Genomic DNA, 21,565 nt, shown 5'->3' with positions numbered 1-21,565 from the left:
GACAGGCCATCCATGCTGGAAATGAAATTGAGCGGAGGATCGCCTGTTTGCTGGTCCCGCTGGAATACGAAGGAACTATGAAATGCTGGAAATCAGAAACCTGCACGCACGCATAGCCGAAGATGGCACCGAGATCATCCGGGGCCTGAACCTCACGGTCAAGGCCGGCGAAGTTGCCGCCATCATGGGCCCCAATGGCTCGGGCAAGTCTACACTCTCCTATATTCTTGCTGGCCGCGAGGACTATGAGGTGACGGAAGGCGACATCCTCTACAATGGAGAGTCGATCCTCGATCTCGACCCGTCCGAGCGTGCGGCAAAGGGAATTTTCCTCGCATTCCAGTATCCTATGGAGATACCGGGCGTAGCCACGATGGAATTCCTCAAGGTGGCGATGAATTCGCAGCGCAAGGCGCGCGGCGAAGAACCGCTGAAAATCCCGGAGTTCCTCGGCCGCGTCAAGACCGCAGCGGCGTCGCTCGACATGGACATCGGCATGCTCAAGCGTCCACTCAATGTCGGTTTTTCCGGCGGCGAAAAGAAGCGCGCCGAAATCCTGCAGATGAAACTGCTCGAGCCCAAGCTTTGCGTGCTCGATGAGACGGATTCCGGTCTCGATATCGATGCCCTGAAGATCGTTGCCGACGGCGTCAACGCGCTGCGTTCGCCGGATCGGGCAGTAATCGTCATCACGCACTACCAGCGCCTGCTCGACTATATCGTTCCGGACACGGTGCATGTCCTCTACAAGGGGCAGGTCATCAAGTCGGGGGGCAAGGAACTTGCCCTGCACCTCGAAGAAAACGGCTACGCCGATATTATCGGCGAGGCAGCCTGAGGAGCGTCATGATGAATGTTCACGCAAGACGCCAGCCCACGGCCGCGGAAGCCGCGCTGGTCGACGCCTTTGTCGACCGGATGGGCGAACTGCCGGGCGATGGCGAAATCTCCAGCGCCCGCGACAATGCCATTGAGGCGCTGAAGGAGCAGGGCCTGCCCTCGCGCCGTGTCGAAGCCTGGCACTATACCGATTTGCGGACGCTGCTGCGCAGCGTTGCGCCCTATGACAGCGCTGCTGGCACCAATGCATTGCTGCCGATTATCTCCGGCTCTGCCATTGCCGCGGTTTCGAACGGCGTCAGCCTGGTTGCACCCAGAGTTGATGGCGTCGAATTCCAGAAGTTCAGCGAGAAGCTGTCGGAGGGATCGGTCATTGGCGACCTTGCCATCCGTGATGGCGATGACACGATCGGCCAGATTAACGCAGCCTATGTTACCGATGGCTGGGCTGTGTCGGTTGCCGAAGGCATCGAACTCGGTACGCCGCTCGAACTCCAGAACATTCAGATGCGCGGCCAGGGCCACGTGCGGTTTCCGGTCAAATTCGGCAAGGGCGCCAAGGCTACGGTCATCGAGCGCCAGGCAGGCGGCGAGGGCGACGGTTTCTCGACGAGCATCAGCAATGTCACTATCGCTGACGATTGCGAAATTACCTGGATCATCCTGCGCGAGCATGGCGAACAGTCGACCCAGCTCGCCCAGTTCATTGCGACCATCGGCAAGAACGCCAAGCTCAACCTCTATGTCGTCAATGCCGGCGGCAAGCTCGTTCGCCAGGAAGTGCACGTGCTTGCCCAGGGCGAGGGCGGCGACTTCCAGCTACGTGGCGTCAATCTCCTCGGCGGAGACAGCCATACGGATGTGACGATGACGCTCGGCCACCTCGTCGAGAACACGACGTCGGTGGAAATCGTCCGCAATGTCGTGACCGACCGGGCGCGCGGCGTCTTTCAGGGCCAGATCAAGGTCAACAAGATCGCCCAGAAGACCGATGCGCGCATGGCCTGCAACACGCTCCTGCTTTCCGACGACGGCGAATTCGACGCCAAGCCGGAACTTGAGATTTTTGCCGACGACGTTGCGTGCGGTCATGGCGCGACGGTTGCCGAAATCGACGGAAACCATCTCTTTTATCTGCAGGCACGCGGCATTCCCGAAAGCGAGGCACGCGGGCTGCTGATCAAGGCATTCGTGGCCGAGGTCGTCGAAGAGCTTAAAGACGAAGAATTGGTCGAAGCGCTGGAAGGCATCCTCGACAAGTGGTTGGCCGCTCACGTCTGAGCGGTCGTCCAAGTCAACTGGAAAACGGGGTAACGCGGCTATCATGGACTCCAAGATCATTCCGAGCAGCTACGACGTAGAGGCGATCCGTCGCGATTTCCCCATCCTGTCGCGCGAAGTCTATGGCAAGCCGCTTGTCTACCTCGACAATGGTGCATCGGCGCAGAAGCCACAGGCTGTCATCGACGCGATCACGCATACCTATTCCAACGAGTACGCCAATGTGCATCGCGGCCTGCATTTCCTTTCAAATGCTGCGACCGATGCCTACGAAAAGGCGCGCGAAAATGTCCGGCGCTTTCTGAATGCGGCTTCCGTTGACGAGATCGTCTTCACCAAGTCGGCGACGGAGGCAATCAACACCGTCGCCTATGGCTATGGCATGCCGAATATCGGCGAGGGCGACGAAATCGTGCTGTCGATCATGGAGCATCATTCCAACATTGTGCCGTGGCATTTCATTCGCGAGCGCCAGGGCGCCAAGCTCGTCTGGGTACCGGTCGACGATCAAGGCGCGTTTCACATCGAGGAATTCGAGAAGCGGCTGACGGAGCGCACCAAACTCGTCGCTATCACGCATATGTCGAACGTGCTCGGCACGGTGACGCCGATCAAGGATATCGTCCGTATCGCCCACGCACGCGGCATTCCAGTGCTGGTCGATGGCAGCCAGGGTGCGGTTCACCTGCCCGTCGATGTGCAGGAGCTTGGATGCGACTGGTACATTTTCACCGGGCACAAGATTTACGGGCCGTCCGGCATCGGTGTTCTGTACGGGCGCAAGGAAAAGCTTGAAGCGATGCGGCCCTTCCAGGGCGGCGGCGAGATGATCGAAGAGGTGACGGAAGACATCGTCACCTACAACCATCCACCGCATCGGTTCGAAGCGGGTACGCCGCCGATCGCCCAGGCGATCGGCCTTGGTGCGGCGATCGAATATGTCGAGAAGATCGGCCGCGGCACCATTCTGGCGCATGAAGAAGATCTGCGCGACTATGCCCACGAGCGTCTGCGGCAGATCAATTCGCTGCGCATTTTCGGCGACGCAAAGGGCAAGGGCGCGATCATTTCATTCGAGCTCGAAGGCATTCACGCCCATGACGTGTCGATGGTGATCGACAGGGCCGGCGTCGCGGTGCGTGCCGGTACGCATTGTGCGCAGCCGCTTCTGAAGCGCTTTGGCGTAACGTCGACATGCCGTGCCTCATTTGCCATGTATAATACGCGAAACGAGATCGATGTTCTTGCCGATGCGCTGGAGAAAGCGCGGAAATTCTTTGGGTGATGATAATGGCCGATAAAGTCGAAACGCTTGAAAAGCAGGATACGGTTGCAGCCGATCCGGTACATACGCCGGTTGGCACGGCGTCGGCGTCCGCTATTCCCGCCGATGAACTGGCGCGGATGACGGATGACATTATCAGTGCGCTGAAAACCGTCTATGATCCGGAAATTCCCGCCGATATCTATGAACTCGGGCTCGTCTACAAGGTCGATATCGAAGATGATCGCTCGGTCAAGATCGAGATGACGCTGACGGCGCCGGGCTGCCCCGTAGCCGGAGAAATGCCGGGATGGGTGCAGGATGCAGTCAGCGCCGTAGAAGGCGTTAGCTTCGTCGATGTAACGATGACCTTCGATCCGCCGTGGACGCCCGACCGCATGTCGGAAGAGGCACAGGTTGCGGTCGGCTGGTATTAATCCGTTCCCTGTTTGGATAGCTTGCCGCAAGCCCTCGGGCTTCGGCTCCGTCCGATGAATTGGTCAGGGCGCCTCGCAGCCCTCAGGAACGCTTTCTTCGAGCGACTTGTCGGATTTCTCCAGCGTTCCGTCGAGGATCGACATAGGGAGGTAGGGCACGCCCTGGATGGCCGGATTGGCAAGCCGTAAACGATAGCAGCCGTTGAAGACTTCCATCTTGCCATCCTTGCCGGTCGATTCGATGGCAACAGGCTTGCTCCAATAGGCGGAACCCGCGGCGCCTTCTCCCTCCGCCTTGCCGAAGAGTACTTTTACCGAGGCCGTGCTCTCATAGCCCTTCTGAAACTCGGCAAAAGGCTTGGGCGGATTGTCTGGAGCATAATAGCTGTAGGCGCGGGCGTATTCCTGCCGGTTGATGGCATTGTAGTAGGATCGGACCAGAGTTTCCGGCGTGCTGCGATTGTCGAGATATTCGGGCGGGGTCTGGTTTTGCGCTTCGGCGGCGGGTTCGGCGGGTTTTGCCGGAGGTTGCCCCTGATCCTGCGTTTTTTCCGGCTGCTTCGTTTCCTGCGCTGAGGCGAAGGCCGGCGCGAGGAAGGCGAATGCGATGCTGCAGTAGAGAAGTTTGCGATGGTTCATGGGCTCTCCGCCTCTCAATCGTTGGCCGGGACAGTTTGAACACTTGCGGTGACGGTTATGTAACATTAACTATGGTATTGTGTGATCGTTCCGCGATCTCAAAGAAGAGAGATGAGAAATGGGTCGTTTTTCTGTCATGACGTTGACTGATGCTGCAGCTAACCGCGTCCGCGAGATTGTCGCGACGCGCGAGAATGCGCTCGGAATTCGTGTCGGCATCAAGAAGGGCGGCTGCGCGGGGATGGAATACATGATCGATCTCGTTACCGAGGCAAAGCCGGCTGACGATGTCGTCGAGAAGGACGGCGTTAAGGTCTATGTAGCGCCGGAAGCCGTGCTTTATCTTCTTGGCACACAGATGGATTTCGAAGTGACGACGCTGCGCACGGGCTTTGTGTTCAACAATCCCAACCAGACTTCGGCCTGTGGGTGCGGCGAATCAGTAGAGTTGACGCCGGCAAAGCCGGAGGCGCTGGCTGCTGCCGCGTCTTAAGATTACTCCTGTCAAATCGGGCGTGACGCGCCGCGCTTGTCCTGCAATAGTTCGTGCATGGACAATGATGCGATTCACGATCTTTTCTCCGGTCTCGGACCCGTCACCATCAAGCGGATGTTCGGGGGCAAAGGCATCTATTTCAATGGCTTGATCATCGCGCTTGAAGTGGATGACGAGATTCTGCTCAAGGCTGATACAGTTTCGGCACCGGCGTTCCGTGCCGCCGGCTGCCGGCAATGGTGCTATAGCGGCAAGAACAAGTCCGTCGACATGCCCTACTGGTCGATCCCGGACGAGGCGATAGACGATCCCGATATGATGGCGGAGTGGGCACGGCGCGCCTATGAGGCATCCTTGCGCACCAAGAAATAGATACCGAGGCAGGATTTATCTAAACGACCGCCCGGTCGCGCAGCAGGTCGATGGCATGGAGCGTCGGCGTCGTCACCTTTTCCGGCAGCTCTCCGAGCGGAAACCAGGCAATGCCGCCGTGCTTTTCAGGCTCGAGCAGCCGGGCCTCGCCGCTATAGGTTCTTGCGAGATACAGGATGCCGAGCCAATGCTGTTGCTCTTCGTGGAAGAGCTGTTCGCTCAAGCCCAGCAGGCTGACAATTCCGGCTTCAAGACCGGTCTCCTCAAGAGCTTCGCGTCGTATGGCCTGTTCGGCGGTTTCGAGGAAATCCACTTTGCCGCCGGGAATGCCCCAGGCTCCGGCCTCGGGGCTTTTCTTGCGTTGCAGAAGGAGAATGCGGCCGCGATCCAAAAAGACCATGCCGCAACCGACGCCCGGAGTGTGCACGAGAAGCCCCTTCTTTCTGAACCGAATCCCGGTCCTGAGCTTTGCTCACGGGCATGGGATTCGACAAGACTGCCTGGGTTCAGATTTTGGTGTCGATCAGCATGAATGCGGGGATTTCGTCGCCGAAGCCGACCGGTGCCGAGCCCAGGTCGTCGCGTTCGCGCCGATGATCACGGCGCGGCTCGGCTTGTGAAGGCTTGCCGCGGCGCTGTTCATTGTCGGCCTTGATGGCTGCCCTGTGCGGCTTGTCGGCGTTGCGCGGCGCTACGGCGACCTCGGCCACGACTGGCGCTTCTTCGGCGTCCTTTGCCTTGTCGGCAGCGGCGAGAATATCGATTTCCGACTGGGGCCGTTCGCGCTCGCGGCCTTCGTTGCGTGGCCGGCGCTTGGGTTCGGCCTTGCGGCGGCCGCGGCGTGGCGCCTCTTCGGGTTCCGTCGAAACAGGCAGGGTGGAGAGGTCGCCGTCGAGCCAGCTGATATCTTCGCCGATCAGCTTTTCAATCGATGAAAGGTGCTTTACGTCAGCGGGCGTCACCAGGGTAAAGGCCTTGCCCGAACGTCCGGCGCGGCCCGTGCGCCCGATACGGTGTACATAGTCTTCCGAGTGGATCGGCACGTCGAAGTTGAACACGTGGCTGACATCCGGAATATCGAGGCCGCGGGCGGCGACGTCGGAGGCCACGAGAATCTTCAGCTTGCCGTCCTTGAAGTTCGCAAGCATCGTCGTTCGGGCGCGCTGATCCATGTCGCCATGCAGCGCACCGGCATCGAACTCATGCTTGACGAGCGAGCGGAAGAGCTCCGACACATCCTTCTTGCGATTGCAGAAGATGATCGCATTCTTGAGGCCTTCGTCTTCAGCGCGGATCAGGTCGCGCAGTACGGCGCGCTTTTCCCAATCCTTCTTGCCGGACTTCACCAGCTTCTGCTCGACGGTCTTGGCCGTGGTCGCTGCCTTCGCGACTTCGACGCGGGCCGGCGAATGCAGGAACTGTTCGGTGAGCTTGGTGATTTCCGGCGGCATCGTCGCCGAGAAGAACAGCGTCTGCCGGGTGAACGGGATCAACTTGCAGATGCGTTCAATATCGGGAATGAAGCCCATGTCGAGCATGCGGTCGGCCTCGTCGATGACGAGAATGTCGACGGCGCTGAGCAGCAGCTTGCCACGTTCGAAATGGTCGAGCAGGCGGCCCGGCGTTGCGATCAACACGTCAGCCCCGCGCTCAAGCTTGCGCAACTGATCGTCGAACGAAACACCGCCAATGAGCAGGGCAACATTCAGCCGGTGGTTCTTGCCGTACTTGACGAAGTTCTCCTCGACCTGCGCCGCGAGTTCGCGCGTCGGTTCGAGAATAAGCGTGCGTGGCATGCGGGCGCGGGCGCGGCCCTGTTCGAGCAGGGTCAGCATCGGCAACACGAAGGAAGCGGTTTTGCCCGTTCCGGTCTGAGCGATGCCGAGCACGTCCTTACGCTGCAGCGCATGCGGAATAGCGCCAGCCTGGATCGGTGTCGGAATTGTATATCCTGCTGCTTCTACAGCATTGAGCACTTTGGGTGAAAGGCCCAGATCGGCAAAGGTGGTCAACGGAGGTTTAACTTTCTATCTGCAGTCGGTGCTGCGCCTGTCCATAATCCGACCAGGATTGCCTTGGTCTTGGAATTGCACAGCGTTTTGCTTGAATGGCGTTACGGCGCAGGGGAGCAAAAGTCAACTCTTGGCGCAGGTCACATTTAAGAGTTTGTTACAATTGTGCGCGAATTTATTCCAATGTTGTCAATAAAGGAACTGTTCCTTGAGAATTCGCTCGTTCCAGGAATGGTTCTTGTCAAACAGAATGGTCGCGCGCATCTGCAAAGCTTCTTCAACCGTGACCGACAGGACGGACTTTACTTCCGTATGATCCGCGACAGCGTTGACCGGGCGCTTTTCGGGTTCGAGGATATCGAAGCGCACGGTCACACGATTTGGGAGAAGGGCGCCGCGCCAGCGTCGCGGGCGGAAGGCCGAGACAGGCGTGAGCGCCAGAAGGCGCGCATCGAGCGGGATGATCGGCCCCTGGGCCGAGAGATTATAGGCAGTCGAGCCGGCGGGCGTCGCAACCATGACGCCGTCGCAGATTAGTTCCTCAAGCCGCACCTGCCCATCGACGCTGATCCGGATCTTGGCCGCCTGGTAGGATTGGCGCAGCAGCGACACCTCATTGAGGGCAAAGGCTGTGAAGTTCTCGCCATCCGCCGTCTCCGTCACCATTTTGAGTGGGCGGATGGTTTCGGCTTGTGCGGCCTCGATCCGCTCCTTCAGGCCCTCTTCCTTATACTCGTTCATGAGAAAGCCGACCGAACCGCGGTTCATGCCGTAGATCATCTTGCCCTGGTTCATGTAGTTCTGCAGCGTGGCGAGCATGAAACCGTCGCCGCCAAGCGCAACGATGACGTCGGCGTTGCGCGCTTCGGTCTGGCCATAGATCCGGGCAAGCTCGCTTATCGCCTCGTCGGAATCGGGCGTCCCTGAGGAAACGAAGGCAAATGTTTCGATTTTTCGGTTCATTTCCGCCTGCTCATCCTCGGTCGATCCTCATTGCGCGCTGTTTAACTGGCAAGGTGTTCGCGATCTCACCCTCGCTCCAACCAGCAGATCCTATGACACGCGGCTATCCGCGTAGCACGGCAGGGCCGATCTGGCAAAACCGCCGGCGCCTAAAAAAGTTGACGAAATCGCTTCACCGCCGATTTTTTAATTTTACAGGAACGAGCTTTATGCTAAGCGGACGCCGCTGCCCTTGTAGCTCAGTTGGTAGAGCATCTGATTTGTAATCAGAGGGTCGGGAGTTCGAGTCTCTCCGGGGGCACCATTAAAACTTGTCAGGACGTCTTACAGCATCCGCAGCGCGAAACTGTGCCGTTTCCCCTGAACAAAGCAGCGCCCCATGTCACGTCTGAAAATTCTGCAGATTGCTCTGGTCGTGTTCGGTGTCGCATTTTGCCTCCTCTATCCGCTTGCGATTATCTGGCCTTCAGGGTGGGCGTGGCATGACGGCCCGCCGACCGCTTCGCACTATTTCATGATGATCGTGGGCATCTATGCGACGCTTGGAATATTTCTGGTTCGAGCGGCGCGAAACCCTATGGCACATCGGTCGCTCATCGACTTTACAATCTGGTCGAGTGTCGTGCACGCGCTGATCATGGCGATCCAATCCTACAGCCCCGGTGCGCATTCCGGTCATATGCTCGGCGACGTGCCGGCGCTATTGTTGGTCGCCGCGGTGCTCGGTGGATTGTCCTATTCCGGCGGCGGAGGATAGGAGCGCTAGAGAACGAAGTCTCGCATGGTCGTCTCTGTGCCGCCGAGCTGCGACCGGTCTTCTGCAGCACATCATCGAACTATCTGCGTTCGAAAAGTGCATTACCAGCCGTGCCGGACTACGCTACCATGTGGCGGCAAAGCCATTCGAACATAAAGCGGTTTTCGGAGGTCCTATGAGTGGAACCAAGCTCTTTTCGCCCGTGTCGATCGGCGATTTAAGTCTCAGCAACCGCATCGTCATTGCGCCGATGTGCCAATACTCCGCGCAAGACGGGCAGATGAGCGATTGGCACCTCATCCATCTCGGCACCCTTGCCAATTCCGGCGCGGGCTTCCTGACGATCGAGGCGACCGCCGTTACGCCGGAGGGTCGCATCTCCTACGGCGATGTCGGCCTTTATGACGATGCCTGCGAAGCGGCGATGCGCCGCGTCCTCGATGGCATTCGCCGCTGGTCGGACATGCCTATCGGCATTCAGCTTGGTCACGCTGGCCGCAAGGCTTCGAGCGAATTGCCGTGGAAGGGCGGCAGCCAGTTGCCGCCGGACAATGCCAACGGCTGGAAGACCGTTGCACCAAGCGCCATTCCCTTCAAGGACAGCTACGACGTTCCGACAGCGCTTGACAGCGACGGACTGGCGCGATTGCGCAAGGCGTTTGCCGACGCCACGGCGCGCGCGGCGCGGCTCGACCTTGCGGCGGTGCAGATCCACGGCGCGCATGGCTATCTCCTGCATCAGTTTCTGTCGCCGCTTTCCAACAGACGGACCGACGCCTATGGCGGGTCGCTCGAAAACCGCATGCGCTTTCCGCTCGAAATCTTCGAGACAGTCCGTGCTGCCTTTCCGGCGGGGAAGCCAGTCACGATGCGCGTGTCGGCAACAGATTGGGCCGAGGGCGGCTGGAATATCGAAGAGACGGTCGCCTTCGCCCATGCCCTCGAGGAGCGTGGCTGCGATGCCATCCACGTTTCGAGCGGCGGGCTCGCATTCAACCAGGAGATCGCAATTGGTCCCAATTACCAGGTGCCATTTGCGCGAGCCGTCAAGGCCGCGACGCATATGCCGGTCATCGCAGTCGGCCTCATCACCGAGTTCGAACAGGCCGAAGCGATCCTTGTGACCGGTGATGCCGACCTCATCGCGATTGCCAGGGCGGCGCTCTATGATCCGCGCTGGCCATGGCATGCGGCGGCACATTTTGGCGAGACGGTTTCCGCACCAAGCCAGTATCTGCGGTCGCAGCCGCGGCAGTACCGCACCCTGTTCGCCGGAAACGCTGCCCAGAAATAGCGGCGAATAGCGGGTGGGGTGGGGCGGTACGTCCCGTCTCAACGCTTCAAATTATCGGCTAGCGCCGGCCACTCCTTCAGGAATGCAGCGCGGGCACGTATCCCCGGCGAGGTCGCTTGCCGACTTTCGTCCCGCGTGAGCCGCGCGAACACCAGCGTGTCGTCGCCTTTGCGTGCCCAGCCGACATACCAGCCGAGGCCGCGGCTTCTGTCGAACGCGCCATCAGGTTTGCGCGGGTAGGCGCCTCCCGTCTTGCCGGAAATGGTCCAGCCGCCCGGCACCTCGCTGCTTTCAACGATCCTGTTGGTCATCTCATAGGCGCGCGGGTTTACTGGCAATTTCTGGTTTGCGATCTTTTCGAGAAAGCGCACCTGTTCCAGCGGCGAGATTTTCAGTGAGGAACTGATCCACGCCCGCTCGAGCGCATTGTTCTTGCCCGGATCGCCGGAAAAATCAGCATTGCCGTAGCCGAAGGTGGTCGCATATTGACGCAGCCGCTCGACGCCGAGCGCCTGCGTGATTTGCTGCGAGTACCAGACCACGGAGTATTTCATCCAGCGCGTCGGATCGGTCGGTTGTCTCCAGTCCTCGCCTTGCCAATCCGGATAGCCTTCTCGAAACGGCAGCCTTGGCGTGTGGGCATCCTTGAGAAATCCGGAATCATAACCCATGACGCTCAGGGCGATCTTGAATGTTGACGCTGGCGTCACCCGGCTTTGGCAATCGCCGTTTTCCACGAGGATTTTGCCATTTGATGCATTGGCAACGATCGTGCAGATGGCCTTCGCCTGCGACACGCCAGTCTGAAAGCCGAGCGCCAGAAGGGCGAGCCCTGCGAGATTGAGCTTCTGCAAAATATTCTCCGCTGTTTTCGATTATTCGGTCCGGGTGCAAGATGCCAAGCTAACCATCGGACATTGCATATAAGTTACCACCACGATCTGCTGGGGTGTAGACCCTGCCCAAGTTCGGCTTTCAGGTAAGTTTTACCAGCGCGACCAGCCCTATTGCGGGGCGGCAAATCATGTGTCATTTCAATCCTTAGTATAATATGGGGGCCGGGAATATTTCCGGGCATCTGCAAAAAATGAATTTGCTTCTTGCGACCGATCCGATTCGTCTGCGTCCGTGGCTCGGCTACGCAACTGCGATCGTGCTCGTTACCGTTTCGCTCGTTTGCAGAGCCTGGCTCGGGCTTTATGTCGGCGGCATCAATTTTCTGCTTTTCTATCCGGCGATTCTCCTTGCGAGCCTGCTCGGCCGATGGGGCCCGGGGGTTCTTGCAACGGCGCTTTCGGCGTTCCTGGCGCAATATTTCTTTGTCGATCCGGTGTACTCCGTCCTGCCGGAAACCACGGATCAATGGGCAGCACTTATCGGCTTTCTCTGCAACGGGTTGATCATCGTTGCGCTGATGGAGCGGGTTACGGCTGCCCATGCGCAGCAGATGGTTCTGCAGAAGCAATTGGAGGATGCCGCTAAGACGCTGGAGTCGAAAGTGGAGCGCCGCACCGCCCAGCTGCGATCGGAAATGGACGAGCGCGTCGCGGCACAGGAAAAAGTCCGGCAGCTACAGAAGATGGAATCGATCGGCCAACTGACTGGCGGCGTCGCTCACGATTTCAACAATATGCTGGCGATCATTATCGGCAGCCTCGACATGGCGACGCGCCGGCTCACGGGCTCCGAGGATCCGCGCCTGGCAAAATCGATCCAGAACGCCAAGGAAGGGGCCCAACGCGCCGCGACCTTGACGGCCCGCCTCCTGGCATTCTCGCGCCAGCAGCCGTTGAAGCCCGAGACCGTCGACGGCAACAAGCTCGTTGGTGGCATGTCCGAGCTGCTGCGCCGCACGATCGGGGAGCATATCCAGATCGAGACCGTGCTGGCGGGCGGCCTTTGGAAGGCCCATGCGGATATCGGCCAGTTGGAAAACGCGATCATCAACCTTTGTATCAATGCGCGCGACGCCATGCCCGGTGGCGGCAAACTGACCATCGAAACGGCCAACGCAGAACTTGATGATCGCTACGCGCGGCTACATGACGAGGTCAAGCCTGGCCAATATGTGATGCTCAGCATCACCGATACCGGTACCGGCATGTCCAAGGAGGTCATCGAGCGGGCGTTCGATCCATTCTACACGACGAAGGGCGCCGGGAAAGGGACTGGTCTCGGCCTCAGCCAGGTCTACGGCTATATCAAGCAGACTGGCGGACACATCAAAATCTATTCCGAAATCGATCGTGGCACGACGGTAAAAATCTACCTCCCACGCCATCACGGCGAAGCGGATGTCGCGGCGCCGGGAGATGCGCTGGAAACGGCGCTGCCCCTTGTCGACGGTACCAGAATCGTCCTCGTGGTGGAGGATGAGGAGCAGGTCCGGCACATGACGGTCGATGCCCTGCGTGAGTTAGGCTATACCGTGGTCCAGGCGAGCACGCCGAAAGAGGCCCTGCAGCAAATCGAGTTGCTGCCGCATATCGACCTTCTGTTCACGGATATCGTGCTACCTGAAACCAACGGCCGACAACTGGCGGATATGGTGCGGCAGAAACGGCCGGAGGTAAAAGTGTTGTTCACGACCGGCTATACCCGTAACGCAATCGTTCACAATGGCGTCCTTGACCATGGCGTCAATTTGCTGCCAAAACCGTTCACGATCGATCAACTGGCGTTGAAACTGAAAGACGTTCTTGGATAAGAATAGTGGTATCGTGACAGTGGGGAAAGTTAGACGGTGAACAAAGGGGCAAGAATTCTCGTTGTCGAGGACGAAGGTCTGCTCGCCATGATGATCCAGGAGATGCTGGAAGATCTGGGCTTTGAAGTGCCGGACGTTGCTTCTACCTTAAGCGAAGGCATAAGCCTTGTTGAAACGGGTTCATATGAAGCTGCGATCCTCGACGTCTCGCTGCAAGGTGAAAACTCATTTCCCATCGCCAGCTTGCTTGCCGAGAAGGGCATTCCCTTTGCATTTTCATCCGGTTTTTCGCTTGAAGATATCGCACCGGAATTTGCCGATCGGCCGCTGCTGCGCAAACCCTACCAATTCAATGAGTTGGAAGGTATTTTGGCCGCGTTCTAGAAATCGCAAGTCGGCGATTTTAAATCCGTTATGTTTGGGTTAGCAAGTGGCTCGAACTCGCAACCTGCAATTCGGCCTCCGCCAACGCAATTGAAATGAGCGTCACGACTGACGACCAGCCGTCGGCTGCCGCGATCGTTCTCAATCGCTCGAGCTCCTCCCTGATTTTGTTAGCCACCTCAAGTCGTTCAAAATTTTCATTGCTGGCCGTTGCCATATGTGCCCCCGAGTTGCAGCTTGCATGGCTCACAACTAAGCACATTGCGCGCTTCGGCGCTCTTGGCAATTGGTCGAATACGCCTTAGTGGGGTTCGGAACCGTTGAGGTGATTTGATTGCGTTTTGCTCTTTCCAGACACTTGCTGCTTCGCCAGGTCGCTAACCTCGATGAAGGCCATTTCTATCAGGTACGAGAGGAACGGCAGTTTCTGATCTTTGGCGAGATCCGCCAGTTCCTGAAGCAAAGAGGCAATATATTCGAGACTTTCTTTACGCGTGGCCTTCATTGGTGGTTGCTCATCTGTGCATTGAGGAAGAGGGCGGGCGAGGGATTGAGTTGCATGATCACCGGGTCGGGACGATCACCAGCTTTGCCCAGACGTTTGCGGGCGATGTCCGAAATCTCGAACATGCCGGCATGAGTGAGGATGCCGCCAAAGTAGGTAGGGACGCCGACGGAACGCGGTGCCCAGTTGGCGCGCCGAAAAATGCGCGCCATGCGGGCGTCGTAGACCGAAACCACAGTGTCGAGTCCGGCGAAGAGACCGACCTCAACAACACCGCAAAAGAGCTCGGTCGTGACGCTGTTCAGCCGGCCGTCGAGCGGGGCGGCCAGGTCAGGGTCGATGCAGAAGCGGGAGCTTTCCCAAATAAGCGGGCTTTCGATGAATGCGCCATCGGGCAGCAGCGCGCCGAACACGTCACGCAACATGTTTGGGCCTGTGGTTGGCAGCAACCGAAGCGATCCCTGCAGCCTTCCGGTCTGTTCATTGACCGAGGTCAGGTAGAGCGGATCAAATGTGTCGAACCGATCGATCTCGCGACCGTTCTGCACTTGCACATCCCAGTTCAAGCGGTCCTTGAATACTCTGGCGCGAAGGCGAAACATCTGGTCGAGGAAATGGTTGTGCGAAATATAGTCATCGGCGCCAATCACATAAATCATGGGAAATACCCCGTTAATACGGCGCCAGTCTAGACGACGGCAAAGGCCGCGCCATACTGGAGAACTCGGGTATTTTGATCGTCAGAGTAAATCGAGCGAATAGAGCTTGGCGACAGCGTGGGTAAGGTTTTTTGCATCAAGCTTGCGCCGGGCAAGATCTTGATAGAAGCGCACCGTTTTTTCACTCAAGGAAAGAATGGTCCCGATTTCACCTGCAGACTTTCCGGCGGCCGACCATTTCAGGCACTCCAGCTCGCGTGGCGACAGTTTTATCTTTGGGTCGCGGTGGCCTTCGGCGCGAAGGACCATCTGGTGAATGTGAAAAGCGAGGATCTGGAAATCGCGGGTCCAGAACGGCATGAAGCGGATCCATTTTCCGAGCGGCATATTGCTGGAAACAGAGAGCAGAGCTTTTTCGCCATATCTGCCACGGACCGGAAAGCTGAGCCCGTGCCTTCCGACGCCGAACTCCACTGCTTCGCCGAAGAAACGGCGCAATGGCGGCCTGGTCACGTCGAACTTACCCCAATCGATAGGCAGTATGGATGAGAAGCCTTGCTTCAGGACCGGGTCCAGCTGCCAGTAGTTCTGATCGTTATAGCGATTGATCCAATCCGGCAAAAATGTCGTGGAGACATAGCGATTTCCGCCAGCGGGCCCGGGAAGATTGACGCCGACATAGGCAACGGAACTCAGCTCGTAGCTTGTCGCGAGGCGGCCGATCAATTCGTGGACCTGCGGGTGATGGCGAACCGACGTTGCCTCCTCGATCAGATTGAGGAAGTTTGGATCGAGGTTCATAGAATGCGCTGTAGCGGAGGTCACGCGCTCTTATCCTTCATTCGCCTGCGCCACCTTTAATACAGTTCGTTTATGGCAAACTGTATTGAACGATAGTCTAAGACGCGCGTGAAAATGGGAGCAGAAGCGGTGCGTGACCCGAGCGCGACGTCGCGTCATCCTGGAATGCAACGGCAGACATACGTTTCGTTGGTATGAAAACGTGGAACCCCGCTAGCGCTGGCGCGGACGTCCGGTACTGACAAAGTAGAGCATCCCGTAAGTGAGGGCGAATGACACCAAACATGGGAGTAGGTAGTCAACAATTGTGCTCATATCATCCTAACTAGATCGGAGGCCAAAAGTTCCATTGCAGTATAGCATAAGTGGAAAAGGTTGGGGGAGGGTTTACGCCGTCTCGCTCCACATAAATAGTTTGTTTGGGTTGCATGGGGCAAAATTAGGTGCAAGCCGCTTCGATGCGATCCGAATCGGGTCCCGTTTGCCCTTGGGGAGATCAGTATGGCGCATGATGCGGATGTCATCGTAATCGGGGCGGGGCTCGCAGGTTTGGTGGCCGCAACCGAGTTGGCCGATGCCGGCAAGCGCGTCATCATCGTCGATCAGGAACCGGAACAAACACTTGGCGGTCAGGCCTGGCGCTCGTTCGGCGGTCTCTTTTTCGTCAATTCGCCGGAACAGCGTCGGCTGCGCATCAAGGATTCGAGAGAACTGGCACTGCAGGATTGGCTGGGCTCTGCCGGTTTCGACCGCCGGGACGACCATTGGCCCCGACAGTGGGCCGAAGCCTATATCGATTTTGCTGCCGGCGAAAAACGTTCGTGGCTGCACGCCCAGGGCATGCGCTGGTTTCCGATCGTGGGCTGGGCGGAGCGGGGCGGGTCACTCGCCACGGGTCACGGCAATTCCGTGCCGCGCTTTCACATCACCTGGGGCACCGGCCTCGGCGTCGTCGAACCTTTCATCCGCCGGGCGCGCGAAGCAGAGCGCAGCGGGCTAGTGTCCTTTCGCTTCAGGCACCGGGTGACGTCGCTGTCGTCGAGCGCCGGAACGATCGATGGCGTCGAGGGCGAAGTGCTCGTGCCCAGCGAGGTGAAGCGCAGCGAGCCGAGTTCGCGCGCGGTCTCGACATCGTTTTCGTTAAAGGCGCAGGCGGTGATCGTTGCGAGCGGCGGCATAGGCGGTAATCATCATCTGGTGCGCCGTAATTGGCCAAGGCGCCTCGGCACGCCAAAACACCTTATCAGCGGCGTGCCCGACCATGTCGACGGGCTTATGCTCGGGATTGCCGAGCGCGCCGGCGCTCACCTGATCAACAGCGACCGTATGTGGCACTACGTGGAAGGCGTGCACAATTGGGACCCGATCTGGACCAACCATGCCATCCGGATATTGCCCGGCCCTTCTTCGCTATGGTTCGATGCCGAAGGCAGTCGCCTGCCGGCTCCGTGCCTGCCCGGTTTCGATACGTTGTCGACGCTCGACCACATCATGAAAAGCGGTTTCGACTATTCCTGGTTCGTCCTCAATCATACGATCGTCAAGAAGGAATTTACGCTGTCGGGGTCGGAGCAGAACCCTGATTTCACCTCCAAGAGCTGGCGGCAGGTGTTGAAACGGGCGCTTGGAGGCGTGCCGGCGCCGGTCCAGGCCTTCCTCGACAATGGCGAGGATTTCATTGTCGAGAAAGATCTTGGCAATCTGGTGCGCCGGATGAACGCCCTGACCGGCGACAATCTCATCGATGAAGCAAAACTGCGCGGCGAGATCGAAGCGCGCGACCGCGAGGTTGACAATCCCTTCACGAAAGACGTGCAAATCACGGCAATACGGGGCGCGCGCAACTATATCGGCGATCGCCTCGTGCGCGTGGTGCCGCCGCACAAGATCCTCGACCCGAAGCATGGTCCGCTGATTGCGGTGCGGCTTAATATCCTCACCCGCAAATCGCTTGGCGGCATCGAGACCGATCTTGGCGCGAGAGCGCTCAAGGCGGATGGCGAGGTACTCGCAGGCGTCTATGCCGCTGGCGAGGCAGCAGGCTTTGGCGGCGGTGGAATGCATGGCTACAATTCGCTCGAAGGGACCTTCCTCGGCGGCTGCATCTTTTCCGGCCGCACCGCCGGCCGGGCCGCGGCAAAGGCGGTGTAACGAGCGCGTTTCGTTCTGTCAGGAACGCTGTCCGCGTATCGTCATGTCGAACTGAACGACGTTCGAATAAATCGGCGTACCGACATCCATGCCATAGCGCGACCGTAGCAGCTTGCCCTGCACGTGGAAGGTGATGGTGTTCTTGCCGTGATCGGCGAGACTTGCCTGGAAATTCGCCGGACTGCTTTTGCCGCGCGCCGTCAGGATCCCCGATATCTGGGCGGTATCGGAACTGGTCTGGGTGATCTGTGTCGATTTGAAGGTGATGGTCGGGAAATTTGCCGAATCGAATACCGCGTCGGATTTGAGGAAGCTTTCGACCCGGGCCTCGCCGGTCGAAACGCTCTCCGGATACAACGTGAAGTCGATCTCGGATCGCTTTATATCGGAACTGTTCAAGGCAAAGACGCCCGAGAATTTCTTGAAATCGCCGGTGATGCCGCCGCCGCCAACCTGCGAAACCGTAAAGCCCACGCGTGAGGAGGGCTGAATACGGTAGCGTCCGGCAACGTCGGAGAGCGTGTCGGCCGTCACGAACGTTGGAGTGAGGGCGACGATCGCGGCAATGCTTGCGCCGGAGATCGCCGATAGAATCGCATGTTTCGTTTCCATGATTGTTGATCCTGTCATGTTGCGTGCCGGCCGCCGTTTCGCACGGCCCCTGAAGCCAGCATGCGCAGCAAGATTGTGTCCCTCTTCCAGAAGTGATGGTGGAGCGCCGCGAGAATATGCAGCATGGCAACGGCCGCCGAGAGGTAGGCAAGCCAGGCATGGCTCGCCGACCAGAACGCCTCGGCGCTATCCGAAATCGCAATTGGCAAGGATGGGATAACGACGAGATCGAACATGAACGTCGGTATCCGCAGGGGCGAACTCGAGGCTATCGCCCAGCCGGTGAGCGGCACGACGAAGAGGCTCAGATAGAGAATGACGTGTGCACCATGTGCGGCCACGCGCTCCAGCGGGCTCAGCGTTGCGGGATCACGGGGACGCAGATTGGCCGATTTCCACAGCAGACGGAGGATTGAAAGTCCGAGAACCAGGAAACCGAAGGATTTGTGCCACTGGTAGAGATTGAATTGAAGGGTAAAATCGCTCACCCGCACCATCAGATAGCCGAGAGCGATCTGACCGATGAAGACGAGGCCGATAATCCAGTGAAACAGGATCGATATCAGGCCAAATGATTCTTTGCTGTTGCGCAGCATGGGCGTGCTCCATTCCAGCCCTCCGCTATTGGGACGACTGGAGCAGGATGAACACTGCTGACGCGGATTATATTCGAATGCGGCTTTTTATCTAAGCGGAATCGCCGGCAAGGAAGCGCTGCGCGGCGTATAGAGAGATCGCGGCCGCATTGGAAACGTTGAGCGACTTGATCGCGCCCGGCATATCCAGCCGGGCGAGGTGGGTTACCGTCTCGCGCGTCTTTTGCCTCAGCCCCTTGCCCTCTGCGCCGAGAACAAGGGCAATTCGACCCTGCTGCATTGTTCGTTCGAGTTCAAGCGGACCTTCCGAATCGAGCCCGATCGTGGTGAAACCGAGTTCGTGCAACTCGCCAATCGCTTCCGCAAGATTGCGGACCTCGATATGCGGAATGAGTTCCAGCGCTCCCGACGCTGCCTTGGCGAGGACGCCGGATTCCTGCGGGCTGTGACGCGCGGTCGTAATGATGGCGCCGGCCCCGAAAGCAACGGCAGAGCGCATGATCGCGCCGACATTGTGCGGATCGGTCACCTGGTCGAGAATCAACAGGAGCGAACTCTCCTGCAGCGCTTTCAAGGATTGTGCCTTGAGCGGCTTCGCCTCGATCATCACGCCCTGGTGCACCGCCTCAGAGCCAGTCTCGCGGTTGATGGCGCGCGGATCGACGATTTCGACGTCGAAAGGCAGCGCGGACGAATCGCCGATCTCGAGGCGATCCAGAGCGTTCTTCGTAACGAGCATGCGCTTGATCTGCCGGGCGGGATTGTCGAGCGCCGCGCGCACCGTGTGCAGCCCATAGAGCCGCACCAGGCCCTCAGGCGCTTGCGAGCCTTCCGCCGCGGGACGCCGGCTGCGCTGTGGCTGCGGCGCGCCGCCTGCCTTCTGGTCGCGAAACTGTCGACGCAGCGTCGCATAGTGGGAATCTTTGGGCGTTCGGGATGGTTTTTGCTCGGTCATGTCCGGACATATACCCTTTTGACAAGGGGTGCGATACAGACATCTCGGCAAAAAATCGCGGGCATTGCTGGCATGATAGGCAGATTTCTTCAGCTTGTTTCAACAAGCCATTCATTTTCTGCCGTGACCTGTTGACACCACGTAGGCTAGTCGGCATAAGGCCCTCCGCAAGCAGCGGCCAGGGCAAACGCAGGCAGGCTGCTTGAGAGAGTGCTTATGGTGTGGTTCCATCGGCGATGACCGGAGGGGTGCCCGAGTGGTTAAAGGGGACGGACTGTAAATCCGTTGGCTTGGCCTACGTTGGTTCGAATCCAACCCCCTCCACCATCCGCCGGGACCAACACCATGATGTGCGGGTATAGCTCAGTGGTAGAGCAGCAGCCTTCCAAGCTGAATATGCGGGTTCGATTCCCGCTACCCGCTCCAGTTTCAGGGGGCACCACATGTGCGTGAAAACGCGCAGAGGTGCTCTTCGATTTTTGTCTTGAGCATTGTACTTCGCTCATGTGTTTTCCATATGAACGAGCAAGCTTGGACAGAACCCGGTCGATCGCCCTGCGATTGAGCGGGTGAATGTGCTGACGGACGGCTTGCTGTCTCGTCTGAGCTACAAACATGGTACCGGCGCAAGGCCGGTTGTGATGACGAGAGAACGACAGCTATGGCTAAGAGCAAGTTTGAACGTAACAAGCCGCACGTCAACATTGGCACGATTGGTCACGTTGACCATGGCAAGACGTCGTTGACGGCAGCGATTACGAAGTATTTTGGTGAGTACAAGGCGTACGACCAGATCGACGCAGCGCCGGAAGAAAAGGCGCGCGGCATCACGATCTCGACGGCGCACGTCGAGTACGAGACGGCCAACCGTCACTATGCCCACGTCGATTGCCCCGGCCACGCCGACTATGTGAAGAACATGATCACTGGCGCGGCGCAGATGGACGGCGCGATCCTCGTCGTTTCGGCTGCCGACGGCCCGATGCCGCAGACCCGCGAGCACATCCTCTTGGCCCGTCAGGTTGGCGTTCCGGCGATCGTCGTGTTCCTGAACAAGGTCGACCAGGTTGATGACGCCGAGCTCCTCGAGCTCGTCGAACTCGAAGTGCGCGAGCTTCTGTCGAAGTACGACTTCCCGGGCGACGACATTCCGATCGTCAAGGGTTCGGCGCTTGCCGCGCTTGAAGACAGCAACAAGGAAATCGGCGAAGACGCGGTTCGCGCGCTGATGGCGGAAGTCGACAAGTACATTCCGACGCCGGAGCGTCCGATCGACCAGCCGTTCCTGATGCCGATCGAAGACGTGTTCTCGATCTCGGGCCGCGGCACGGTTGTGACGGGTCGCGTCGAGCGCGGTATCGTCAAGGTGGGCGAGGAAGTCGAGATCATCGGCATCCGTCCGACCTCGAAGACGACGGTGACGGGCGTTGAAATGTTCCGCAAGCTGCTCGACCAGGGCCAGGCCGGCGACAACATCGGTGCACTGATCCGCGGCGTTGGCCGTGAGGACGTCGAGCGCGGCCAGATTCTGGCCAAGCCCGGTTCCGTGAAGCCGCACACCAAGTTCAAGGCGGAAGCCTATATCCTGACCAAGGACGAAGGTGGCCGTCATACGCCGTTCTTCTCCAACTACCGTCCGCAGTTCTACTTCCGCACGACCGACGTGACGGGTGTTGTGACGCTGCCGGAAGGCACGGAAATGGTCATGCCCGGCGACAACATCGCAGTCGATGTGACGCTGATCGTGCCGATCGCCATGGAAGAGAAGCTCCGCTTCGCTATCCGTGAAGGCGGCCGCACCGTTGGTGCCGGCATCGTCTCGTCGATCATTGAGTAAAAT

Annotated in this window: 24 protein-coding genes and 3 tRNA genes; 15 read left to right on the top strand and 12 right to left on the bottom strand. The window is 58.8% G+C overall.

All coding sequences use genetic code 11. From position 1 onward, the window contains the following. The first annotated feature begins 82 nt into the window (after window positions 1-82). From sufC to BR48_RS0111365, 4 genes are read left to right on the top strand one after another with little or no spacing between them, the layout of a single operon-like run. Window positions 83-838, top strand: a complete 756-nt coding sequence (gene sufC, locus BR48_RS0111380; protein ID WP_027231410.1) for a Fe-S cluster assembly ATPase SufC — start codon at window positions 83-85, stop codon at window positions 836-838. An 11-nt stretch (window positions 839-849) separates the two neighbouring features. Beyond that, entirely contained in the window at window positions 850-2,121 is a 1,272-nt protein-coding gene (gene sufD, locus BR48_RS0111375) for a Fe-S cluster assembly protein SufD (protein ID WP_027231409.1), read from the top strand. Window positions 2,122-2,164: 43 nt separating this feature from the next. Continuing rightward, a complete protein-coding gene (locus BR48_RS0111370; RefSeq protein WP_027231408.1) occupies window positions 2,165-3,406 on the top strand; it encodes a cysteine desulfurase in 1,242 nt (413 codons plus the stop codon). Window positions 3,407-3,411: 5 nt separating this feature from the next. Then, window positions 3,412-3,822 carry an SUF system Fe-S cluster assembly protein gene (locus BR48_RS0111365; protein WP_027231407.1) on the top strand — a complete coding sequence of 137 codons (411 nt, stop codon included), beginning with the start codon at window positions 3,412-3,414 and terminating at the stop codon, window positions 3,820-3,822. 63 nt (window positions 3,823-3,885) lie between these two features. On the opposite strand, the gene BR48_RS0111360 is transcribed toward BR48_RS0111365, so the two are convergent. Further along, window positions 3,886-4,461: a hypothetical protein gene (locus BR48_RS0111360; RefSeq protein WP_027231406.1), complete on the bottom strand. Its 576-nt coding sequence runs from the start codon at window positions 4,459-4,461 to the stop codon at window positions 3,886-3,888. A gap of 118 nt (window positions 4,462-4,579) precedes the next feature. Between BR48_RS0111360 and sufA the strand changes: the two genes are divergently transcribed. Continuing rightward, window positions 4,580-4,954 carry a Fe-S cluster assembly scaffold SufA gene (gene sufA, locus BR48_RS0111355; protein WP_027231405.1) on the top strand — a complete coding sequence of 125 codons (375 nt, stop codon included), beginning with the start codon at window positions 4,580-4,582 and terminating at the stop codon, window positions 4,952-4,954. 57 nt (window positions 4,955-5,011) lie between these two features. Then, window positions 5,012-5,329 (top strand): TfoX/Sxy family protein, encoded by a 318-nt coding sequence (locus tag BR48_RS0111350; protein WP_027231404.1) that lies wholly within the window; start codon window positions 5,012-5,014, stop codon window positions 5,327-5,329. A gap of 19 nt (window positions 5,330-5,348) precedes the next feature. Here the strand turns inward: BR48_RS0111350 and BR48_RS0111345 are convergent, their stop codons facing one another. From BR48_RS0111345 to BR48_RS0111335, 3 genes are all read right to left on the bottom strand, one after another. Then, window positions 5,349-5,756 (bottom strand): NUDIX domain-containing protein, encoded by a 408-nt coding sequence (locus BR48_RS0111345; RefSeq protein ID WP_027231403.1) that lies wholly within the window; start codon window positions 5,754-5,756, stop codon window positions 5,349-5,351. Between the two features lie 79 nt (window positions 5,757-5,835). Then, on the bottom strand, window positions 5,836-7,341 hold the full coding sequence (locus tag BR48_RS0111340) for a DEAD/DEAH box helicase (protein WP_027231402.1): 1,506 nt from the start codon (window positions 7,339-7,341) through the stop codon (window positions 5,836-5,838). A gap of 189 nt (window positions 7,342-7,530) precedes the next feature. Next, a complete protein-coding gene (locus tag BR48_RS0111335) occupies window positions 7,531-8,304 on the bottom strand; it encodes an NAD kinase (RefSeq protein WP_027231401.1) in 774 nt (257 codons plus the stop codon). A gap of 228 nt (window positions 8,305-8,532) precedes the next feature. On the opposite strand from BR48_RS0111335, the gene BR48_RS0111330 reads away from it, so the two are divergent. From BR48_RS0111330 to BR48_RS0111320, 3 genes are all read left to right on the top strand, one after another. Then, a tRNA-Thr gene (locus BR48_RS0111330) sits at window positions 8,533-8,608 on the top strand. 75 nt (window positions 8,609-8,683) lie between these two features. Then, window positions 8,684-9,061, top strand: a complete 378-nt coding sequence (locus tag BR48_RS0111325; protein ID WP_027231400.1) for a DUF6632 domain-containing protein — start codon at window positions 8,684-8,686, stop codon at window positions 9,059-9,061. Between the two features lie 175 nt (window positions 9,062-9,236). Next, window positions 9,237-10,355 carry an NADH:flavin oxidoreductase/NADH oxidase gene (locus BR48_RS0111320; protein ID WP_027231399.1) on the top strand — a complete coding sequence of 373 codons (1,119 nt, stop codon included), beginning with the start codon at window positions 9,237-9,239 and terminating at the stop codon, window positions 10,353-10,355. A gap of 38 nt (window positions 10,356-10,393) precedes the next feature. Here the strand turns inward: BR48_RS0111320 and blaOXA are convergent, their stop codons facing one another. Beyond that, window positions 10,394-11,209, bottom strand: a complete 816-nt coding sequence (blaOXA, locus tag BR48_RS0111315; RefSeq protein WP_051614880.1) for a class D beta-lactamase — start codon at window positions 11,207-11,209, stop codon at window positions 10,394-10,396. 233 nt (window positions 11,210-11,442) lie between these two features. Here blaOXA and BR48_RS0111310 point away from each other — a divergent pair, with 233 nt between their 5' ends. Together BR48_RS0111310 and BR48_RS0111305 are read left to right on the top strand one after the other, a co-directional pair. Further along, complete coding sequence (locus BR48_RS0111310; RefSeq protein WP_027231397.1) at window positions 11,443-13,062, top strand: ATP-binding protein; 1,620 nt, start codon at window positions 11,443-11,445, stop codon at window positions 13,060-13,062. 36 nt (window positions 13,063-13,098) lie between these two features. Continuing rightward, complete coding sequence (locus BR48_RS0111305; RefSeq protein ID WP_027231396.1) at window positions 13,099-13,446, top strand: response regulator; 348 nt, start codon at window positions 13,099-13,101, stop codon at window positions 13,444-13,446. Between the two features lie 28 nt (window positions 13,447-13,474). Here the strand turns inward: BR48_RS0111305 and BR48_RS26535 are convergent, their stop codons facing one another. From BR48_RS26535 to BR48_RS24385, 4 genes are all read right to left on the bottom strand, one after another. Further along, a complete protein-coding gene (locus BR48_RS26535) occupies window positions 13,475-13,663 on the bottom strand; it encodes a hypothetical protein (RefSeq protein WP_027231395.1) in 189 nt (62 codons plus the stop codon). Between the two features lie 84 nt (window positions 13,664-13,747). Then, on the bottom strand, window positions 13,748-13,951 hold the full coding sequence (locus BR48_RS24395; RefSeq protein ID WP_036814254.1) for a hypothetical protein: 204 nt from the start codon (window positions 13,949-13,951) through the stop codon (window positions 13,748-13,750). Continuing rightward, window positions 13,948-14,610 (bottom strand): acyl-homoserine-lactone synthase, encoded by a 663-nt coding sequence (locus BR48_RS24390; RefSeq protein ID WP_081815854.1) that lies wholly within the window; start codon window positions 14,608-14,610, stop codon window positions 13,948-13,950. Before BR48_RS24390 ends, BR48_RS24395 begins: the two co-directional genes overlap by 4 nt. A gap of 81 nt (window positions 14,611-14,691) precedes the next feature. Then, the gene (locus BR48_RS24385; RefSeq protein WP_155810863.1) at window positions 14,692-15,435 is read right to left on the bottom strand and encodes a LuxR family transcriptional regulator; all 744 of its coding nucleotides are present in this window, start codon (window positions 15,433-15,435) and stop codon (window positions 14,692-14,694) included. Between the two features lie 477 nt (window positions 15,436-15,912). Between BR48_RS24385 and BR48_RS0111280 the strand changes: the two genes are divergently transcribed. Then, on the top strand, window positions 15,913-17,562 hold the full coding sequence (locus BR48_RS0111280; RefSeq protein WP_027231394.1) for an FAD-binding dehydrogenase: 1,650 nt from the start codon (window positions 15,913-15,915) through the stop codon (window positions 17,560-17,562). A gap of 18 nt (window positions 17,563-17,580) precedes the next feature. Here the strand turns inward: BR48_RS0111280 and BR48_RS0111275 are convergent, their stop codons facing one another. From BR48_RS0111275 to rlmB, 3 genes are all read right to left on the bottom strand, one after another. Next, entirely contained in the window at window positions 17,581-18,174 is a 594-nt protein-coding gene (locus BR48_RS0111275; RefSeq protein ID WP_091921615.1) for a YceI family protein, read from the bottom strand. Window positions 18,175-18,188: 14 nt separating this feature from the next. After that, entirely contained in the window at window positions 18,189-18,770 is a 582-nt protein-coding gene (locus tag BR48_RS0111270; RefSeq protein ID WP_027231392.1) for a cytochrome b, read from the bottom strand. A 91-nt stretch (window positions 18,771-18,861) separates the two neighbouring features. Then, complete coding sequence (gene rlmB / locus BR48_RS0111265; RefSeq protein ID WP_027231391.1) at window positions 18,862-19,725, bottom strand: 23S rRNA (guanosine(2251)-2'-O)-methyltransferase RlmB; 864 nt, start codon at window positions 19,723-19,725, stop codon at window positions 18,862-18,864. Window positions 19,726-19,967: 242 nt separating this feature from the next. Between rlmB and BR48_RS0111260 the strand changes: the two genes are divergently transcribed. From BR48_RS0111260 to tuf, 3 genes are all read left to right on the top strand, one after another. After that, window positions 19,968-20,052 (top strand) — tRNA-Tyr (locus BR48_RS0111260). 25 nt (window positions 20,053-20,077) lie between these two features. Beyond that, window positions 20,078-20,151 (top strand) — tRNA-Gly (locus BR48_RS0111255). Window positions 20,152-20,386: 235 nt separating this feature from the next. After that, window positions 20,387-21,562 carry an elongation factor Tu gene (gene tuf, locus BR48_RS0111250; RefSeq protein ID WP_027231390.1) on the top strand — a complete coding sequence of 392 codons (1,176 nt, stop codon included), beginning with the start codon at window positions 20,387-20,389 and terminating at the stop codon, window positions 21,560-21,562. Window positions 21,563-21,565 lie beyond the last annotated feature (3 nt).

Source organism: Phyllobacterium sp. UNC302MFCol5.2, assembly GCF_000686005.1.
GTDB lineage: Bacteria > Pseudomonadota > Alphaproteobacteria > Rhizobiales > Rhizobiaceae > Phyllobacterium > Phyllobacterium pellucidum.
Note: the sequence above shows the minus strand (reverse complement) of the source record. Positions and strands in the feature narration are given on the sequence as shown.

Coding starts and splice junctions, on each gene's coding strand:
- BR48_RS0111370 (WP_027231408.1), top strand. CDS start 2,165: ATGGACTCCAAGATCATTCCGAGCAGCTACGACGTAGAGGCGATCCGT.
- sufD (WP_027231409.1), top strand. CDS start 850: ATGAATGTTCACGCAAGACGCCAGCCCACGGCCGCGGAAGCCGCGCTG.
- BR48_RS24390 (WP_081815854.1), bottom strand. CDS start 14,610: ATGATTTATGTGATTGGCGCCGATGACTATATTTCGCACAACCATTTC.
- BR48_RS0111360 (WP_027231406.1), bottom strand. CDS start 4,461: ATGAACCATCGCAAACTTCTCTACTGCAGCATCGCATTCGCCTTCCTC.
- BR48_RS0111350 (WP_027231404.1), top strand. CDS start 5,012: ATGGACAATGATGCGATTCACGATCTTTTCTCCGGTCTCGGACCCGTC.
- rlmB (WP_027231391.1), bottom strand. CDS start 19,725: ATGACCGAGCAAAAACCATCCCGAACGCCCAAAGATTCCCACTATGCG.
- BR48_RS26535 (WP_027231395.1), bottom strand. CDS start 13,663: ATGGCAACGGCCAGCAATGAAAATTTTGAACGACTTGAGGTGGCTAAC.
- sufC (WP_027231410.1), top strand. CDS start 83: ATGCTGGAAATCAGAAACCTGCACGCACGCATAGCCGAAGATGGCACC.
- BR48_RS0111335 (WP_027231401.1), bottom strand. CDS start 8,304: ATGAACCGAAAAATCGAAACATTTGCCTTCGTTTCCTCAGGGACGCCC.
- sufA (WP_027231405.1), top strand. CDS start 4,580: ATGGGTCGTTTTTCTGTCATGACGTTGACTGATGCTGCAGCTAACCGC.
- BR48_RS0111275 (WP_091921615.1), bottom strand. CDS start 18,174: ATGGAAACGAAACATGCGATTCTATCGGCGATCTCCGGCGCAAGCATT.
- BR48_RS0111280 (WP_027231394.1), top strand. CDS start 15,913: ATGGCGCATGATGCGGATGTCATCGTAATCGGGGCGGGGCTCGCAGGT.
- tuf (WP_027231390.1), top strand. CDS start 20,387: ATGGCTAAGAGCAAGTTTGAACGTAACAAGCCGCACGTCAACATTGGC.
- BR48_RS0111310 (WP_027231397.1), top strand. CDS start 11,443: ATGAATTTGCTTCTTGCGACCGATCCGATTCGTCTGCGTCCGTGGCTC.
- BR48_RS0111365 (WP_027231407.1), top strand. CDS start 3,412: ATGGCCGATAAAGTCGAAACGCTTGAAAAGCAGGATACGGTTGCAGCC.
- BR48_RS0111325 (WP_027231400.1), top strand. CDS start 8,684: ATGTCACGTCTGAAAATTCTGCAGATTGCTCTGGTCGTGTTCGGTGTC.
- BR48_RS0111320 (WP_027231399.1), top strand. CDS start 9,237: ATGAGTGGAACCAAGCTCTTTTCGCCCGTGTCGATCGGCGATTTAAGT.
- BR48_RS24395 (WP_036814254.1), bottom strand. CDS start 13,951: ATGAAGGCCACGCGTAAAGAAAGTCTCGAATATATTGCCTCTTTGCTT.
- BR48_RS0111270 (WP_027231392.1), bottom strand. CDS start 18,770: ATGCTGCGCAACAGCAAAGAATCATTTGGCCTGATATCGATCCTGTTT.